This is a genomic window from Pseudomonas sp. NPDC090201, from assembly GCF_044746825.1.
Classification (GTDB): Bacteria; Pseudomonadota; Gammaproteobacteria; order Pseudomonadales; family Pseudomonadaceae; genus Aquipseudomonas; species Aquipseudomonas putida_AD.
The window spans coordinates 275,226-292,615 of sequence record NZ_JBIVCX010000002.1 but is presented as its reverse complement, the minus strand read 5'-3'; the positions used below and the strand labels follow the sequence as shown (position 1 = coordinate 292,615).

Sequence of the window (17,390 nt, the reverse complement as noted above, 5' to 3'; positions counted from 1 at the left end):
TATGGGGTTAGGTATGCGCATGCGCGCGCTGGTTACTGTGGTAGGACTGTTGCTGACGACACTGGCTGTCGATGCGTTGGCCGCTACACAGGTACGAAGTGTCCGCTTGTGGCGCGCTCCGGATAACACCCGCCTGGTGTTCGACCTGTCCGGGCCGGTTCAGCACAGCGTCTTCACGCTGCAGTCCCCGGACCGCCTGGTGATCGACATCAATGGCGCGACCCTGGGTGGCTCGCTGAACATCGGCACCGCCAATACGCCGATTACCGCCATGCGTTCGGCCCAGCGCACCCCTGACGACCTGCGGGTGGTCATCGACCTGAAAAAGGCCGTGACCCCGAAGAGCTTCACCCTGGCGCCGAACGCACAGTACGGCAACCGTCTGGTGGTCGACCTGTACGACAACCCGGCCGACGCCAACCCGACGCCAACCGTGGCCGATACCCCGGCAACCGTCGCCCCGGCCACGCCTGCGGTGCCGGTCAGCCCGTCCAAGCCTGAAATCAAGTTGCCGCCTGTGCCTAACGGCAAGCGCGACATCGTGGTGGTGGTCGATGCCGGTCATGGCGGCGAAGACCCCGGCGCTTCGGGTGGCCGTGGCCAGAAAGAAAAGAACGTGGTGCTGTCCATCGCCAAGGAGCTGCAGCGCCAGATCAATGCCGAGAAGGGCTATCGCGCAGAGTTGACCCGCACCGGCGACTACTTCATTCCGCTGCGTAAACGCACCGAGATTGCCCGCGCCAAGGGCGCCGACCTGTTCGTTTCCATTCACGCCGACGCCGCGCCTTCATCGGCTGCCTTCGGTGCATCGGTGTTCGCCCTGTCTGAACGCGGCGCGACGTCTGAAACCGCGCGCTGGCTGGCCGACAGTGAAAACCGCTCCGACTTGATCGGTGGTGCGGGCGCCGTGAGCCTGGACGACAAGGACCGCATGCTTGCGGGCGTATTGCTCGACCTGTCCATGACTGCATCGCTGACGTCCAGCCTCAACGTCGGGCAGAAGGTCCTGAGCAACATTGGCCGTGTGACTTCGCTGCACAAGTCCCGGGTCGAGCAGGCGGGCTTCATGGTGCTCAAGTCGCCGGACATCCCGTCGATCCTGGTCGAAACCGGGTTCATCTCCAACGCCGCCGAAGCCAACAAGCTTGAAGGTGCGAGCCATCAGCAGGCGCTTGCGCGTTCGATCACCGCTGGCGTGAAGCAGTTCTTCCAGCAGAACCCGCCGCAGGGCACTTACATCGCCTGGCTGCGCGACAACGGCAAGCTGGCCATGGGCCCGCGTGAGCACACCGTGCGCCCGGGCGAGTCCCTGAGCATGCTGTCGGCGCGCTATGACATGAGCATGGAGGCGTTGCGCAGCGCCAACAGGTTGAGCTCCGATGAGCTGAAAGTCGGCCAGCAATTGAAGATCCCGAGCGCAGAACTGGCGGGTGAGCCATGACCGACCTGCTGCTCGATGAGCAAGGCTTCGACGTTACTGTAGGCAGCGATACCCCGGCAGCACAGGCTGCGCGCATCCAGTTGCTCAGCCCGCGGCTTGCCAACCAGATCGCCGCGGGCGAGGTGGTCGAGCGCCCTGCGTCGGTCATCAAGGAGCTGCTGGAAAACAGCCTGGACTCCGGCGCCCGGCGTATCGATGTCGACGTCGAGCAGGCAGGTATCAAGCTGTTGCGCGTGCGCGACGACGGTGGCGGTATTTCGCCCGATGACCTGCCGCTAGCCTTGGCGCGCCACGCCACCAGTAAGATCCGTGACCTGGAAGACCTCGAGCGGGTCATGAGCCTGGGCTTTCGTGGTGAGGCGCTGGCATCGATCAGCTCCGTCGCCCGCCTGACCCTGACTTCGCGCACCCGCGACGCCGATCAGGCCTGGCAGGTGGAAACCGAAGGCCGCGACATGGCCGCCCGCGTGCAGCCTGCTGCGCATCCTGTGGGCACCTCGGTGGAAGTGCGCGACCTGTTCTTCAATACCCCGGCCCGGCGCAAGTTCCTCAAGGCCGAGAAGACCGAATTCGATCACCTGCAAGAAGTCATCAAGCGCATGGCCCTGGCGCGTTTCGACGTAGCCTTCCACCTGCGCCACAACGGCAAGACCATCCTCAGCCTGCATGAGGCCCGCGATGACGTGGCCCGTGCGCGGCGCGTCTCGGCGGTCTGCGGGCCGGGCTTTCTCGAACAGGCGCTGCCCATCGAGGTCGAGCGCAATGGCCTGAAACTCTGGGGCTGGGTCGGTTTGCCGACGTTCTCCCGCAGCCAGGCTGACTTGCAGTATTTCTTCGTCAACGGCCGTGCGGTGCGCGACAAACTGGTTGCCCACGCGGTCCGTCAGGCTTACCGCGATGTGCTGTTCAACGGCCGGCACCCGACGTTTGCCCTGTTCTTCGAGGTCGATCCGGCGGCAGTGGACGTCAACGTTCACCCGACCAAACACGAAGTGCGCTTCCGTGACGGGCGCATGGTGCATGACTTCCTTTATGGCACGCTGCACCGCGCGCTGGGTGATGTGCGCCCTGAAGATCAGGTGGCGGGCACCACCTCTGTTACCGCGCTGGTGCGCCCAACCGGGCCGGAAGCCGGCGAGTTCGGCCCGCAGGGCGAGATGCGCCTGGCCAACAACGTGCTGGAAACCCCGCAGGGCCCGGCCTGGAACCCTCCTGCCGGCTCCGCGCCGGGCAGCGGCAGCGGTTCGGGCTATCAATATCAGTACACGCCGCGCCCTGCATCGGTGTTGCCGGCGCAAGAAGCGCGGGCGGCCTACAGTACGTTCTTTGCTCCGCTGCCGGGCGCTCAGGCCAGTCCGGATGCCTCCGCTGGCGTCGCGCTGCCCGAGTCCCAGGGCGATATCCCGCCACTGGGTTATGCGCTGGCGCAGCTCAAAGGCATCTATATCCTTGCCGAAAACGCCCACGGGCTGGTGCTGGTGGACATGCACGCCGCCCACGAGCGGATCATGTACGAGCGCCTGAAAATCGCCATGGCCAGCGAAGGCCTCTCCGGCCAGCCGCTCCTTGTGCCTGAGTCGATCGCCGTCAGCCAGCGCGAGGCCGATTGCGCCGAGGAGCACATGGCGACCTTCCAGCAACTGGGCTTCGAACTGCAGCGCCTGGGCCCCGAGAGCCTGGCGATCCGGCAGATTCCGGCATTGCTCAAACAGGCCGAAGCCAACCGGCTGGTGCACGATGTACTGGCGGACCTGATGGAATACGGCACCAGCGACCGGGTGCAGGCGCACATGAACGAACTGCTCGGCACCATGGCCTGCCACGGCGCCGTGCGCGCCAACCGCCGCCTGGCCATCCCGGAAATGAACGGCCTACTGCGCGACATGGAAAACACCGAGCGTAGCGGTCAATGCAACCACGGGCGGCCGACCTGGACCCAACTGGGCCTGGACGATCTCGACAAACTGTTTCTGCGCGGTCGCTGATGAGTGCCTATCCTCCGGCCATCTTTCTGATGGGGCCGACCGCCGCTGGCAAGACCGATCTTGCAATCGAACTGACCAAGGTGCTGCCGTGCGAACTCATCAGTGTCGACTCGGCGCTGGTCTATCGTGGCATGGACATCGGCACCGCCAAGCCTTCAAAAGCGCTTCTGGACAAGTATCCGCATCGATTGATCGATATTCTCGACCCGTCGCAGAGCTACTCCGCCGCTGATTTTCGTACCGACGCCTTGCAGGCCATGGCCGAAATCACCGCCCGGGGAAAAATTCCCCTGCTGGTCGGTGGCACCATGTTGTATTTCAAGGCTCTATTGGAGGGCCTTGCCGACATGCCGGCTGCCGATCCACAGGTTCGGGCACAACTGGAAGCCGAAGCGGCGAGTCGTGGCTGGCAGGCATTGCACGATGAATTGGCGAGTATCGACCCGGTGTCGGCGGCGCGGATTCATCCCAACGATCCACAGCGGCTGGTGCGGGCGCTGGAAGTTTATCGGGTCAGCGGAATGAGCATGACCGCGCATCGCGAGCAACAAAGTGCGCAAAGTGCTCAAGCTGGCGGTTCGGGGCGGCATCAATTGCCCTATACTGTCGCAAATCTTGCGATTGCTCCGGCAGATCGCAAGGTATTGCATGACCGGATCGCACTGCGTTTCGGGCAAATGCTCGATGAAGGATTCGTTGAAGAAGTCGTAGCGTTACGTTCGAGGGGTGACCTGCACTCGAATTTGCCGTCTATCAGAGCTGTAGGGTATCGCCAGGTCTGGGACTACCTTGACGGCAACCTGACCCGCGACGAGATGCGCGAACGCGGCATCATCGCCACGCGCCAGTTGGCCAAGAGGCAGTTCACCTGGCTGCGAAGCTGGGAAGATTTACACTGGTTGGACAGCCTGGCTTGCGACAATCTGCCACGCACCTTGAAATACCTGGGATCGGCCTCCATATTGAGCTGAGTCCTTGCAATAGCCGTCTATCCTTGGGGGGTAACGGCCCAAGCCAATGTTTTCGAATTTATTCTATTGATCCTTAAAGGAGTGCGGCACATGTCAAAAGGGCATTCGCTACAAGACCCTTACCTGAATACTTTGCGTAAAGAGAAGGTCGGGGTTTCGATCTATCTGGTAAACGGTATCAAACTGCAAGGCACGATCGAGTCGTTCGACCAGTTCGTCATTTTGCTGAAAAACACTGTCAGCCAAATGGTTTACAAGCACGCTATCTCTACCGTCGTTCCAGTTCGTCCAATTCGCCTGCCTAGCGCTTCCGAATCCGAACAGGGTGATGCTGAGCCAGGTAACGCCTGATAGGAGTCTGCCTTGTTCTTTGAGCGCCACGGTGGTGGTGAGCGGGCAATCCTCGTTCATTTGGATGGCCAGGACCCTGAGGCGCGCGAAGATCCGCAGGAGTTCCGGGAACTGGCTGTTTCGGCGGGTGCCGATATCGTCGCGTTCATCAACGTGCCACGACATCGGCCAACGGCCAAATATCTGGTAGGCAGTGGCAAGGTCGAGGAATTGCGCGATCTGGTCCACGCCGAAAAAACTGATATCGTCATCTTCAATCACATCCTTACGCCCAGTCAGGAACGTAACCTCGAACGTGTGTTCGAGTGTCGCGTGCTTGACCGTACGGGTCTGATTCTCGACATCTTCGCCCAGCGCGCCCGGACTCACGAGGGCAAGCTGCAGGTCGAACTGGCCCAGCTTGAACACATGAGCACGCGCCTGGTTCGCGGCTGGACTCACCTTGAGCGTCAGGGCGGTGGTATCGGCCTGCGCGGTCCGGGTGAAACCCAGCTCGAGACCGACCGGCGTCTGTTGCGGGTGCGCCTGCGCCAGATCAAGAGCCGTCTCGAAAAGGTCCGCAGCCAGCGTGACCAGGCCCGTCGTGGCCGCTCGCGCGCGGACATCCCGACCGTTTCGATCGTTGGCTACACCAACGCCGGCAAATCGACGCTGTTCAATGCGGTGACCGATTCCGACGTCTACGCTGCTGACCAACTGTTCGCCACCCTTGACCCGACCCTGCGACGTCTTGAACTCAACGACCTGGGGCCGATCGTGCTGGCCGATACGGTGGGATTCATCCGCCATCTGCCGCACAAGCTGGTCGAGGCCTTTCGGGCTACGCTCGAAGAGTCGAGCAACTCGGACCTGTTGCTGCATGTGATCGACGCTCATGAGCCCGACCGCATGGAGCAGATCGAGCAGGTAATGGCGGTACTGGGCGAGATCGGTGCCCAGGACTTGCCGATGCTCGAGGTCTATAACAAACTCGATTTGCTCGAGGGGGTCGAGCCTCAGATCCAGCGCGATGCCGATGGCAAGCCGCAAAGGGTCTGGGTTTCCGCTCGTGACGGTCGTGGCCTGGACTTGCTCAAGCAAGCCATCGCCGAATTGTTGGGCAACGATCTGTTCGTTGGCACCCTGTGCCTGTCGCAACGCTTCGCAAGGCTTCGCGCGCAGTTCTTCCAGCTGGGAGCGGTGCAGAGCGAGGAGCATGACGAGGAAGGCCAGAGCCTGTTGGCTGTAAGGCTACCCCGAGTTGAATTCAATCGCCTGGTGAGTCGCGAAGGACTGCAGCCGCTGGAATTCATCGAGCAACACACTTTGCAATAAAAGCCTGAAAAAGCGGTTGTGCTGCTTTGACAGGCATTCTGTAGCATTGGTCGGCGCGCCGCGGGCGCGTCTTTGCTTTATCAGATGGAGAGCGCTATGGCTTGGAATGAGCCGGGTGGCAACTCGAACAATCAGGATCCCTGGGGCGGCAAGCGCAAGGGCGGCGACCGCAAGGGGCCACCGGATCTCGACGAGGCCTTCCGAAAGCTGCAGGAAAGCCTGAATGGGTTGTTCGGTGGTGGCAAGAAACGCAGTGGTGATGGCAGCGGCAGTGGCGGCGGTTCGGGCAAGGGCGGCGGTTTCGGCCTGCTCGGCATCGGCCTGGTCGCGCTGCTCGCAATCTGGCTTTACAACGCCATTTATGTGGTCGACGAGCAGGAACAGGCGGTTATCCTGCGCTTCGGCAAGTACTACGAAACAGTGGGTTCGGGTCTGAACATCTATTTCCCGCCATTCGATCGCAAGTACCTCGAGAACGTGACGCGCGAGCGTGCGTACAGCAAGCAGGGCCAGATGCTCACCGAAGACGAGAACATCGTCGAGGTGCCGTTGACCGTGCAATACCGAATCACCAACCTGCAGGATTTCGTGCTGAACGTCGATCAGCCTGAAGTCAGCCTGCAGCATGCAACCGAAAGTGCCCTGCGCCACGTGGTCGGCTCGACCGCCATGGACCAGGTGCTGACCGAAGGTCGCGAGTTGATGGCCAGCGAAATCAAGGAGCGCCTGCAGCGTTTCCTCGATACCTATCGCACCGGTATCACCGTGACCCAGGTGAACGTACAGAGCGCTGCGGCGCCCCGTGAAGTTCAGGAAGCCTTCGATGACGTGATTCGTGCCCGTGAAGACGAGCAGCGTTCGCGCAACCAGGCCGAGACCTACGCCAACGGTGTGATTCCGGAAGCCCGTGGTCAGGCCCAGCGCATCGTCGAGGACGCCAACGGTTACCGCGATGAAGTCGTGTCCCGTGCCAAGGGTGAGGCAGACCGCTTCACCAAGCTGGTGGCCGAGTATCGCAAGGCGCCGGAGGTCACGCGTGAGCGTCTGTACCTGGACACCATGCAGGAAGTCTTCAGCAATACCAGCAAGGTGCTCGTGACCGGCGACAAGGGTCAGAACAACCTGCTTTACCTGCCATTGGACAAAATGATCGAAAGCAGCCGCAGTGGTTCGGCCACGTCGGGCAATGGAGGTGCGACGGTGATCGCAGATCCGGGTTCCCGGGCCGCCGATACGCAACAGCAACGTGAAACGCGCACCAGGGAGACTCGCTGATGAGCAATAAATCTCTGGTCGCCCTGATCGTCTGTGCCGTACTGGCCGTGGTCGCGTGGAACAGCTTCTATATCGTCTCGCAGACCGAGCGGGCGGTATTGCTGCAGTTTGGTCGTGTGGTCCAGGCGGATGTCGCGCCAGGCCTGCATGTGAAGGTTCCTTACGTGAACCAGGTTCGCAAGTTCGACGGTCGCCTGTTGACCCTGGACGCGCCGACCCAGCGTTTCCTGACGCTGGAAAAGAAAGCGGTCATGGTCGATGCCTACGCCAAATGGCGCGTGAAGGACGCAGAGCGTTTCTACACCGCGACATCGGGCCTGAAGCAGATCGCTGACGAGCGCCTGTCCCGCCGCCTGGAGTCCGGGCTGCGTGACCAGTTCGGCAAGCGCACCCTGCACGAAGCCGTGTCGGGTGAGCGCGATGCGTTGATGGCTGACATCACCGCTTCCCTGAACCGCATGGCCGAGAAGGAACTGGGCATCGAAGTCATCGACGTCCGCGTCAAGGCCATCGACCTGCCCAAGGAAGTGAACCGCAGCGTGTTCGAGCGCATGAGCACCGAGCGTGAGCGTGAAGCTCGCGAGCACCGCGCCAAGGGTAACGAGCTGGCCGAAGGCATCCGTGCCGACGCCGATCGTCAACGCCGCGTGCTGCTGGCCGAAGCCTATCGTGAGTCCGAGGAAGCCCGTGGTGACGGTGATGCACAAGCCGCCGCCATCTATTCCAAGGCCTACGGTCAGGATCAGGAGTTCTACGCGTTCTACCGCAGCCTGCGTGCCTACCGCGAAAGTTTCGCGAACAAGAGCGACGTGATGGTGCTGGATCCGGGCAGCGAGTTTTTCCGCTACCTGGAGAAAGCCAAACCGTAATCGCGCACGGTAATTGATGGCCCCGCCGGGCGGCAAAACTGTCCGGCGGGGTGATCCTGCGCCAAAACGTGTGTATGATGCGGCAGCCGGGAAATTCCCGGCTTTTTTGCGTCTACACGATTGATTGGCCGTGGCGTGTTTCGTGCGCGGCAGTTTTTTCGAGGACAGTGTTCGCAAAGCTGCGAGACAGAAGGCTCAGGCGCAAACGCCCTGAAAACGACGTCCGCAGGGCACTGTCTGCTTCACTCAAGGCCCGCCCGAGGGTTGGCCGCCCGGATCATAGGGGAAAGGCGTAATGGCAACGGTTGACCGCTGGCTGCTGCCGGATGGCATCGAGGAAGTACTGCCGCCGGAAGCTGCGCGCATAGAAGTGGCGCGTCGTCAGGTGTTGGATCTGTTTCAGAGCTGGGGCTACGAGTTCGTCGTCACCCCGCACATCGAATACCTCGAATCACTGCTCACAGGTGCTGGCCAGGATCTGGATCTGCGCACCTTCAAGGTGGTCGACCCGCAGTCGGGCCGGCAGATGGGTTTCCGTGCGGACATCACCCCGCAGGTCGCCCGGATCGACGCGCACACCCTGCGCCGCGAAGGCCCGAGCCGCCTGTGCTACGCCGGTAGCGTCCTGCATGCGCAGCCTCGCGCCCTGTCGTCCTCGCGCAGCCCGATCCAGTTGGGTGCCGAGTTGTACGGCGACGCCAGCCCAAGCAGCGATGTCGAAGTCATCAGCCTGATGCTGGCTATGCTTCAACTGTCGGACGTGCCTGATGTCCATATGGACCTGGGCCATGTCGGTATCTACCGTGGCCTGGCCCGTGCGGCCGGTCTATCGGGCGAAGTCGAGCAGCAGCTGTTCGATGCCCTGCAGCGCAAGGCCATCGACGAAGTCGTGACCTTGACCGAAAACCTGCCAGCGGATCTGGCCGCCATGCTGCGTGCATTGGTCGATCTGTGCGGTGGTCGTGAAGTGCTCGCTGCTGCCCGTGACCGTCTGGCCAAGGCTCCGGCGCCGGTCATCGAGGCGCTGGACGATCTGCTGGAAATCGCAGAGCGTCTGTCGGCCCGCTTCCCGGATCTGCCGCTGTACTTCGACCTGGGCGAGCTGCGTGGCTATCACTACCACACCGGCGTGGTGTTCGCGGTATTCGTTCCGGGCGTTGGCCAGTCCATCGCCCAGGGCGGTCGTTACGATGATATCGGTGCCGACTTCGGTCGTGCGCGTCCGGCAACGGGCTTCTCCACCGATCTCAAGACCCTGGTCACGCTAGGGCAGGCACAGATCGAGCTACCGTCTGGCGGTATCTGGATGCCTGACAGCACCGATGCGGCACTCTGGCAGAAAGTCTGCCAGCTGCGCAGCGAAGGTGAGCGCGTGGTCCAGGCGTTGCCGGGCCAAGAGGTCTGCGCAGCGAAAGAAGCCGACTGTGATCGGCAATTGATTCAGCATGGCGAGCTTTGGCAGGTAATGCCGCTGGCCTCTTGAGTTTTCCAGTCGGCTGCAGCCGGCACCAAGTTTGCGTGAATGAGGACAAGTGTTATGGGTAAGAATGTCGTAGTCCTGGGCACCCAGTGGGGTGATGAGGGCAAAGGCAAGATCGTTGATCTGCTGACCGAACATGCTACCGCGGTAGTTCGCTATCAAGGCGGCCACAACGCCGGTCACACCCTGGTGATCGATGGCGAGAAAACCGTCCTGCACCTGATTCCGTCCGGTGTCCTGCGCGAAGGCGTGCAGTGCCTGATCGGTAACGGTGTGGTCGTGGCGCCTGACGCACTCATGCGTGAAATCACCAAGCTGGAAGAGAAGGGCATTCCTGTGCGCGAGCGTCTGCGCATCAGCCCGTCCTGCCCGCTGATCCTGTCGTACCACGTGGCGCTGGACCAGGCCCGTGAAAAGGCCCGTGGCGAGCAGAAGATCGGCACCACCGGTCGCGGCATCGGCCCGGCCTACGAAGACAAGGTTGCACGCCGTGGCCTGCGCATCGGTGACCTGTTCCACCGCGAGCGTTTCGCCGCCAAGCTGGGCGAGCTGCTGGACTACCACAACTTCGTGCTGGTCAATTACTACAAAGAGCCTGCAATCGATTTCCAGAAGACTCTGGACGAGTGCATGGAATACGCCGAGCAACTCAAGCCGATGATGCTGGACGTCACCGCTGCGCTGCATGAAATGCGTCGTGCCGGCAAAGACATCATGTTCGAAGGCGCTCAGGGTTCGCTGCTGGACATCGACCACGGTACCTACCCGTACGTCACCAGCTCCAACACCACTGCTGGCGGCATCGCCACCGGTTCCGGCGTTGGCCCGATGTTCATCGACTACATCCTGGGCATCACCAAGGCCTACACCACTCGCGTCGGTTCCGGTCCGTTCCCGACCGAACTGTTCGACGACGTCGGCGCCTTCCTGGCCAAGCGTGGCCACGAGTTCGGTGCGACCACCGGTCGTGCCCGTCGTTGCGGCTGGTTCGACGCCGTCATCCTGCGTCGCGCCATCGACGTCAACAGCATCTCGGGCATCTGCCTGACCAAGCTGGACGTACTGGACGGTCTTGAAACCATCAACATCTGCGTGGGTTACAAGAACGAAAACGGTGCCGTGATCGAAGCTCCGACCGACGCCGACAGCTACATCGGCCTGGAGCCGGTGTACGAGCAAGTGCCAGGCTGGAGCGAATCGACCCTGGGCGCCAAGACCCTGGAAGAGCTGCCAGCCAACGCCCGCGCTTACATCAAGCGTCTGGAAGAGCTGGTCGGCGCACCGATCGACATTATTTCGACGGGCCCGGATCGCAACGAAACCATCGTTCTGCGTCACCCGTTCGGTTGATAAGTCGTTGATGCACAAACAAAGGGTCGCTCAGGCGGCCCTTTGTTTTGCCTGCAATATCCCTCTTTCGATTACGGCACAACACTTGCTGTAAATACCGCCAGAAAAGACGCCATCATTTTAGTGGCGCTTGCGCTGGGGGATCTCCTGTGTCTGCCGTTCTGTCGCTTTTTCGCAGCCGCTTGCTGCGCCCCGTATTCATTGCCCTTGGCATTGCCCTTTTGGTGCAGGTGCTGGTTGCGCTCGCCCTGACCCGGAGCACGGTCACGGCGCTGGAGTCCGATCTCGCCGCGCGCCTGGGTGTAGATTCGCAACACTTGTCCGGGGAGCTTGAGCAGGCAAGCCGCGACGTAACATCGAGTCTGGACAGCCTTTCGCAGAATACCCGCCAGCGCTTGAGCGCAGGGCTCTCTACGCGCCTGAAGGACGAGCAGAAGCAACTGCGTGCGACGCTGGAGAAGGATCTGAAGGATTCGGCGACAGACATGGCCGAGCTTCTCGCAGCGGTCGCGCCCCGCGCCATGTGGGACAACGATACGCCGACGCTTTCCGAGTTCGCCCGCCGTGCCCAGCGCAATCCCAACGTGCTGTTCGTGGTGTACGACGACGCTCAGGGCGAACACCTGACCCGCTACCTGAACCGCGACAGCGAGGCGATCAAGTCGCTGCTGGCCAAGGGCGATGGCGAGCGTGCCATGGACAAGGTGCTCAATGCCGCGCAGAAAGACCCGCAGGTGTACTACGTCGAGGCGTCCATCAGCCCCAATGGCGTCGAGATCGGCAAGGTGCGCATGGGCGTTTCCACGGCCTCGGTCGAGACTGACCTGGCGGCGCTGGACAAACGCTTCACGGCGCTGATCGGCAGTGGCGAGCAACTGGTGTCCGAGAGCCTGGGTGGTGCTGCGGCGGAGAGTTCCGGCGCGCTGCGTGCGCGGCTGCAAACGGCGCAAGGCTCGGCCACGGCGATGGCGACCAATACCCGTTCAGCGGTTCAAGAAGCGGCAGAGGCGCTGCGCCTGAAAATAGGCGTGGGTCTGGCGCTGGTCGGGTTCGGCGTGTTGATCGTGCTGGCGGTGGTGTTGGGGCGCCGGGTCGTGCTGCGTATCCAGTTACTCAACCGTGCGCTGGATGATCTGGCGGCGGGAGAGGGCGACCTGACCAAGCGGGTCAAGCTCAACAGCAATGACGAGATCGGTGACATGGCGGCTGCCGTGAACCGTTTCGTCGACAAGTTGCAGCCCATCGTGCGTGAGGCCGGGGATGTGGCGCAGCAGACGGGCGTCGAAATCGGTGCGATGAGCAAGCGCAACGCCGGGGCCGATGCTGCGGCCGAACTGCAGCGCGATGAAGTAGCGGCCAGTTTGCAGGCGCTGTCGCACATGGCCGACGAGGCGCAGGCTGAAAGCAAGGCGATGCAGGCGGCCTTGCAGCAAGTGGTGGATATCCGCCAGGCAACCGATGAAAACACCCGCATCTCCGCGCAGGTGGGCAATCTGATCGAGGCGCTGGCCGGACAGGTCGAAACCGGGTCGCAGGTGATCGAGCGCCTCGCGCAGCAGAGCGAACAAATCGAGGTGGTGCTGGAAGTGATTCATGGCATTGCCGAACAGACCAATCTGCTGGCTCTCAACGCGGCGATCGAAGCGGCGCGGGCCGGGGAAACCGGTCGCGGCTTTGCCGTGGTGGCGGATGAAGTGCGGGCGCTGGCCAGCAAGACGCAAAGCTCAACCGGTGACATTCAGGAACACATCGCGAAATTGCAGTCAGGCGCGAAAGAGGCCGTGGCCACTATCGGGCTGGCCGGTCGTCAAGCCAAGGAAGGGCTGGCCGTATTGCGCGACAGTGCGCGTCTGCAGCAAAGCGTGCAGACATCGGTCGAGCAGGTGCATGCGGCGATAGGCCTGGCGACGCGTGCGGCCGAGCAGCAGGCGCAGGGTGCGCAAGCGGTGCGTGGGCGTGTCGAGGTCATTCATGCACAGGCAGAGAAGGCCGCGCAGGCGGTGGTAGAGACGACGGCCAGTGGCAAGGCGCTGGACAAACTGGCGGCGCAGCTCAAGGCGAGCCTGGGGCAGTTCCGCGCATAGACCCGTAGCAGCACGGCTTGCCGGCGGGGGCGGCGTGTCAGCCAACATATTTGGCGCTGACACACCGCTCCCGCCGGCAAGCCGTGCTGCTACGTAAAGTAGGTGAGATTTTCCAAACCCCAGAAAGCACAAAACCGAGCACTTGGCTCGGTTTCGTTTTTGTTTGGTGCCCAGGAGAAGACTCGAACTTCCACGACCGTAAGGTCACCAGCACCTGAAGCTGGCGTGTCTACCAATTTCACCACCTGGGCATGGCGCTGATTTAATTAGATTTTTCGTTTTAATGCAACATAAATTTGAGAAAAATTAGCGCGAGATGGATTTTTTGCAGGATGCGCCCAAAGGGAGGCGGGCGAGAAGGGCGGTCGCTGTTCGCAATCGCGCAAGTCGGGGAATGGACTAGGCTGGGAGATGGTTCTGCTGCGGGTTTTTTCAAACCCCGGAAAGCACAAAACCGAGCACTTGGCTCGGTTTCGTTGAATTGGTGCCCAGAAGAAGACTCGAACTTCCACGACCGTAAGGTCACCAGCACCTGAAGCTGGCGTGTCTACCAATTTCACCATCTGGGCAATTCGTTGATTTCATTCGACTATTTGTTTAAAAAGCCGCTTGATTTCAACTACAACGTGGCGTGTGCCGTCGTTGTGGGGCGCATCTTACGGATGGGAATCGGGGCTGTAAACCCCCGAAGTGAAATTTTTTTTGAAATAGCGAAAAGACTCAGCAAACGCTGCCTTCGCGTTTCAATCGGGTATATGCCAAACTAATTGCATACAGATAAGGTGAACTCATTCTAATGGCCGATTGGCAGTCCCTCGATCCCGAGGCCGCTCGTGAAGCGGAAAAATACGAAAACCCCATCCCAAGCCGCGAACTGATCCTGGCGCACCTCTCCGAGCGCGGGTCACCCGCAGCCCGTGAAGAGCTTGTCGCAGAGTTCGGCCTGACCACCGAAGATCAGATCGAGGCCCTGCGCCGGCGCCTGCGCGCCATGGAGCGCGATGGCCAACTGATCTACACCCGCCGCGGCACCTACGCGCCGGTGGACAAGCTCGACCTGATCCTGGGCCGCATCAGCGGTCACCGCGACGGCTTCGGCTTCCTGGTCCCGGACGACGGTTCGGACGACCTGTTCATGAGCCCGGCGCAGATGCGCCTGGTGTTCGATGGCGACCGTGCCCTGGCACGTGTTTCGGGCCTTGATCGTCGTGGCCGTCGCGAAGGCGTGATCGTCGAGGTCATCTCCCGCGCCCATGAAACCATCGTCGGTCGCTACTTCGAGGAGCAGGGCATCGGTTTCGTCGTCGCCGACAATCCGAAGATCCAGCAGGAAGTGCTGGTCACGCCGGGCCGCAACGCCAACGCCAAGATCGGCCAGTTCGTCGAGGTGAAGATCACTCACTGGCCGACGCCGCGCTTCCAGCCTCAGGGCGACGTGGTCGAAGTCGTGGGCAACTACATGGCGCCGGGCATGGAAATCGATGTCGCGCTGCGTACCTACGACATCCCTCACGTCTGGCCTGAAGCAGTGCTCAAGGAAGCCGCCAAGCTCAAGCCCGAAGTGCAGGAGAAGGACAAGGAACACCGCATCGACCTGCGCCACCTGCCGTTCGTCACCATCGACGGCGAAGACGCCCGCGACTTCGACGACGCGGTGTACTGCGAAGCCAAACCGGGCAAGCTGCGCCTGTTCTCCGGTGGCTGGAAGCTGTACGTGGCCATTGCCGACGTCTCCAGCTACGTGAAGATCGGCTCGGCGCTGGATGCCGAATCCCAGGTGCGCGGCAACTCCGTGTACTTCCCGGAGCGCGTGGTGCCGATGCTGCCCGAGCAGTTGTCCAACGGCCTGTGCTCGCTCAATCCGCTGGTCGACCGTCTGGCGATGGTCTGCGAGATGACCATCTCCAAGACCGGCGAAATGACCGACTACGTGTTCTACGAGGCGGTGATCCATTCCCATGCACGCCTGACCTACAACAAGGTCAGCACGATGCTGGAACACCCGAAAACCGCCGAGGCCAAGCAACTGCGCAGCCAGTACGGCGAAGTCGTGCCGGACCTCAAGCAGCTCTATGCGCTGTACAAGGTCCTGCTGGGCGCCCGCCATGCCCGCGGCGCGATCGATTTCGAGACCCAGGAAACCCGGATCATCTTCGGTTCCGAGCGCAAGATCGCCGAAATTCGGCCGACCACCCGCAACGACGCTCACAAGCTGATCGAAGAATGCATGCTGGCGGCGAACGTGGCCACCGCGCAATTCCTCAAGAAACACGAGATTCCTGCGCTGTACCGCGTCCACGACGGCCCGCCGCCGGAGCGCCTGGAAAAACTGCGTGCCTTCCTCGGTGAACTGGGCCTTTCCCTGCACAAGGGCAAGGACGGTCCGTCGCCGAAGGACTACCAGGCGCTGCTGGAAAACATCAAGGACCGTCCGGATTACCACCTGATCCAGACCGTCATGCTGCGCTCGCTGAGCCAGGCGGTTTACACCTCCGACAACAACGGCCACTTCGGCCTGAATTACGAGGCGTACACCCACTTCACCTCGCCGATTCGCCGCTACCCGGACCTGCTGACCCATCGGGCCATTCGCAGCGTCATTCACTCGAAGCAGGACACCCCGCACGTTCGTCGTGCTGGTGGTTCGACCATCCCGAAAGCGCGGATCTACCCGTACGACGTGGCGGCGCTGGAGCAGTTGGGCGAACAGTGCTCGATGAGCGAACGCCGTGCCGACGAGGCCACGCGCGACGTGACCAACTGGCTCAAGTGCGAGTTCATGAAGGATCGCGTGGGCGAGTCGTTCCCGGGCGTGATCACGGCTGTGACCGGCTTTGGTCTGTTCGTCGAGCTGACTGACATCTACGTCGAAGGCCTGGTGCACGTCACCGCGCTGCCGGGCGACTACTACCACTTCGACCCGGTTCATCACCGTCTGGCGGGCGAGCGCACCGGTCGCAGCTTCCGTCTGGGTGATACCGTTGAAGTGCGGGTCATGCGCGTCGATCTCGACGAGCGCAAGATCGACTTCGAAATGTCCGACAAGGCCGCTGTTTCGCCGACGACCCGCAAGCGCAAGGCCGCAGAGCCTGCGCCTGTCGAGAAGGCCGCGGAAAAGACCAGCACCTCTCGCCCGAGCCGTCGTGCCGCCAAGGAGCCTGTGGTCGAGGCCTATCGCCCAAGCGATGCGGCAGCCAAGAACGCCGAAGTGCGCAAGAGTCGCGAGATGAAAAAAGCCCTGCTGGCTGAAGCGAAGGGTGGTAGCAAGGCGTCGTCGGGAAAGCCGTCCCGGAGTGACTCCGCTCCTGCCGGCAAGTCGGCAAAACCGAGTAAACACCGTAAAGGCCCGCCAAAATCGGGCTCGGCTCCGGCTGCCAAGAGCGGCGGGGCGCGTAAACCTAAGGCGAAGTCATGAGTCAGCTGGAAAAAATCTACGGCGTTCACGCGGTAGAAGCGTTGTTGCGTCATCACCCCAAGCGGGTCAAGCAGATCTGGCTGGCTGAAGGCCGCAGCGACCCGCGCGTTCAGGTGTTGATCGATCTGGCGGCGCAGAACCGTGTGTCGGTTGGGCAGGCCGAGCGCCGTGAGATGGACGCCTGGGTTGAAGGCGTTCACCAGGGCGTGGTGGCGGATGTCAGCCCAAGCCAGGTCTGGGGCGAGGCGATGCTCGACGAGCTGCTGGACCGTACCGAAGGCCCGCCGCTGATTCTGGTGCTGGACGGCGTGACCGACCCGCACAACCTCGGCGCCTGCCTGCGTACTGCCGACGCGGCCGGTGCGCTGGCGGTGATCGTGCCCAAGGACAAGTCCGCGACCCTGACTCCGACCGTGCGTAAAGTGGCGTGCGGCGCGGCGGAAGTGATTCCGCTGGTGGCCGTGACCAACCTGGCGCGCACCCTGGAAAAACTCCAGCAGCGCGGCCTGTGGATCGTCGGCACGGCGGGCGAGGCCGAACAGGAACTGTATCAACAGGACCTGACCGGCCCGACCATCATGATCATGGGCGCCGAAGGCAAAGGCATGCGCCGCCTGACCCGCGAGCACTGCGACTACCTGGTGCGCCTGCCGATGGCCGGTAGCGTCAGCAGCCTGAACGTGTCCGTGGCGACCGGTGTCTGCCTGTTCGAAGCGATGCGCCAGCGCAGCGCCAAGGCTGCTGCCAAAAAATAACCGTTGCAGGAGCGGGGGGGGGGGGGGGGGGGGGGGGGGGGGGGGGGGGGGGGGGGGTGTGGGGGGGAGGGGGGGCGCCGCCGGCCGCGGCCCGCGCAGG

At 62.2% G+C, this 17,390-nt stretch carries 12 protein-coding genes and 2 tRNA genes; 12 read left to right on the top strand and 2 right to left on the bottom strand.

Annotated features, from left to right (window positions below):
* Position 1 precedes the first annotated feature (1 nt).
* The 10 genes from ACIPOO_RS07610 to ACIPOO_RS07565 all read left to right on the top strand — a co-directional run bounded on the left by ACIPOO_RS07610 (position 2) and on the right by ACIPOO_RS07565 (position 13,120).
* Positions 2-1,441, top strand: coding sequence for an N-acetylmuramoyl-L-alanine amidase (locus tag ACIPOO_RS07610; RefSeq protein WP_274131684.1), 1,440 nt, complete (start codon positions 2-4; stop codon positions 1,439-1,441).
* Positions 1,438-3,426 carry a DNA mismatch repair endonuclease MutL gene (gene mutL, locus ACIPOO_RS07605; protein ID WP_400605586.1) on the top strand — a complete coding sequence of 663 codons (1,989 nt, stop codon included), beginning with the start codon at positions 1,438-1,440 and terminating at the stop codon, positions 3,424-3,426. The genes ACIPOO_RS07610 and mutL overlap by 4 nt, the downstream gene beginning before the upstream one ends.
* Entirely contained in the window at positions 3,426-4,397 is a 972-nt protein-coding gene (gene miaA, locus ACIPOO_RS07600; RefSeq protein WP_274131682.1) for a tRNA (adenosine(37)-N6)-dimethylallyltransferase MiaA, read from the top strand. Before mutL ends, miaA begins: the two co-directional genes overlap by 1 nt.
* Before the next feature lie 90 nt (positions 4,398-4,487).
* Positions 4,488-4,748, top strand: coding sequence for an RNA chaperone Hfq (gene hfq, locus ACIPOO_RS07595; protein WP_007921378.1), 261 nt, complete (start codon positions 4,488-4,490; stop codon positions 4,746-4,748).
* A 12-nt stretch (positions 4,749-4,760) separates the two neighbouring features.
* The gene (gene hflX / locus ACIPOO_RS07590; protein WP_400605581.1) at positions 4,761-6,062 is read left to right on the top strand and encodes a ribosome rescue GTPase HflX; all 1,302 of its coding nucleotides are present in this window, start codon (positions 4,761-4,763) and stop codon (positions 6,060-6,062) included.
* Between the two features lie 96 nt (positions 6,063-6,158).
* A complete protein-coding gene (hflK, locus tag ACIPOO_RS07585) occupies positions 6,159-7,337 on the top strand; it encodes an FtsH protease activity modulator HflK (protein ID WP_400605579.1) in 1,179 nt (392 codons plus the stop codon).
* A complete protein-coding gene (hflC, locus tag ACIPOO_RS07580; RefSeq protein ID WP_274131677.1) occupies positions 7,337-8,206 on the top strand; it encodes a protease modulator HflC in 870 nt (289 codons plus the stop codon). Before hflK ends, hflC begins: the two co-directional genes overlap by 1 nt.
* A gap of 295 nt (positions 8,207-8,501) precedes the next feature.
* Positions 8,502-9,689 carry an ATP phosphoribosyltransferase regulatory subunit gene (locus tag ACIPOO_RS07575; protein WP_274131675.1) on the top strand — a complete coding sequence of 396 codons (1,188 nt, stop codon included), beginning with the start codon at positions 8,502-8,504 and terminating at the stop codon, positions 9,687-9,689.
* 54 nt (positions 9,690-9,743) lie between these two features.
* Complete coding sequence (locus ACIPOO_RS07570) at positions 9,744-11,036, top strand: adenylosuccinate synthase (protein WP_274131674.1); 1,293 nt, start codon at positions 9,744-9,746, stop codon at positions 11,034-11,036.
* Between the two features lie 149 nt (positions 11,037-11,185).
* On the top strand, positions 11,186-13,120 hold the full coding sequence (locus tag ACIPOO_RS07565; protein ID WP_400605575.1) for a methyl-accepting chemotaxis protein: 1,935 nt from the start codon (positions 11,186-11,188) through the stop codon (positions 13,118-13,120).
* A 164-nt stretch (positions 13,121-13,284) separates the two neighbouring features.
* On the opposite strand, the gene ACIPOO_RS07560 is transcribed toward ACIPOO_RS07565, so the two are convergent.
* Together ACIPOO_RS07560 and ACIPOO_RS07555 are read right to left on the bottom strand one after the other, a co-directional pair.
* Positions 13,285-13,371: transfer RNA gene (locus tag ACIPOO_RS07560), tRNA-Leu, on the bottom strand.
* A gap of 231 nt (positions 13,372-13,602) precedes the next feature.
* A tRNA-Leu gene (locus ACIPOO_RS07555) sits at positions 13,603-13,689 on the bottom strand.
* Positions 13,690-13,916: 227 nt separating this feature from the next.
* Here ACIPOO_RS07555 and rnr point away from each other — a divergent pair.
* Positions 13,917-16,535: a ribonuclease R gene (rnr, locus tag ACIPOO_RS07550; protein ID WP_400605572.1), complete on the top strand. Its 2,619-nt coding sequence runs from the start codon at positions 13,917-13,919 to the stop codon at positions 16,533-16,535.
* Positions 16,532-17,290, top strand: a complete 759-nt coding sequence (gene rlmB / locus ACIPOO_RS07545) for a 23S rRNA (guanosine(2251)-2'-O)-methyltransferase RlmB (RefSeq protein ID WP_400605570.1) — start codon at positions 16,532-16,534, stop codon at positions 17,288-17,290. Before rnr ends, rlmB begins: the two co-directional genes overlap by 4 nt.
* Positions 17,291-17,390 lie beyond the last annotated feature (100 nt).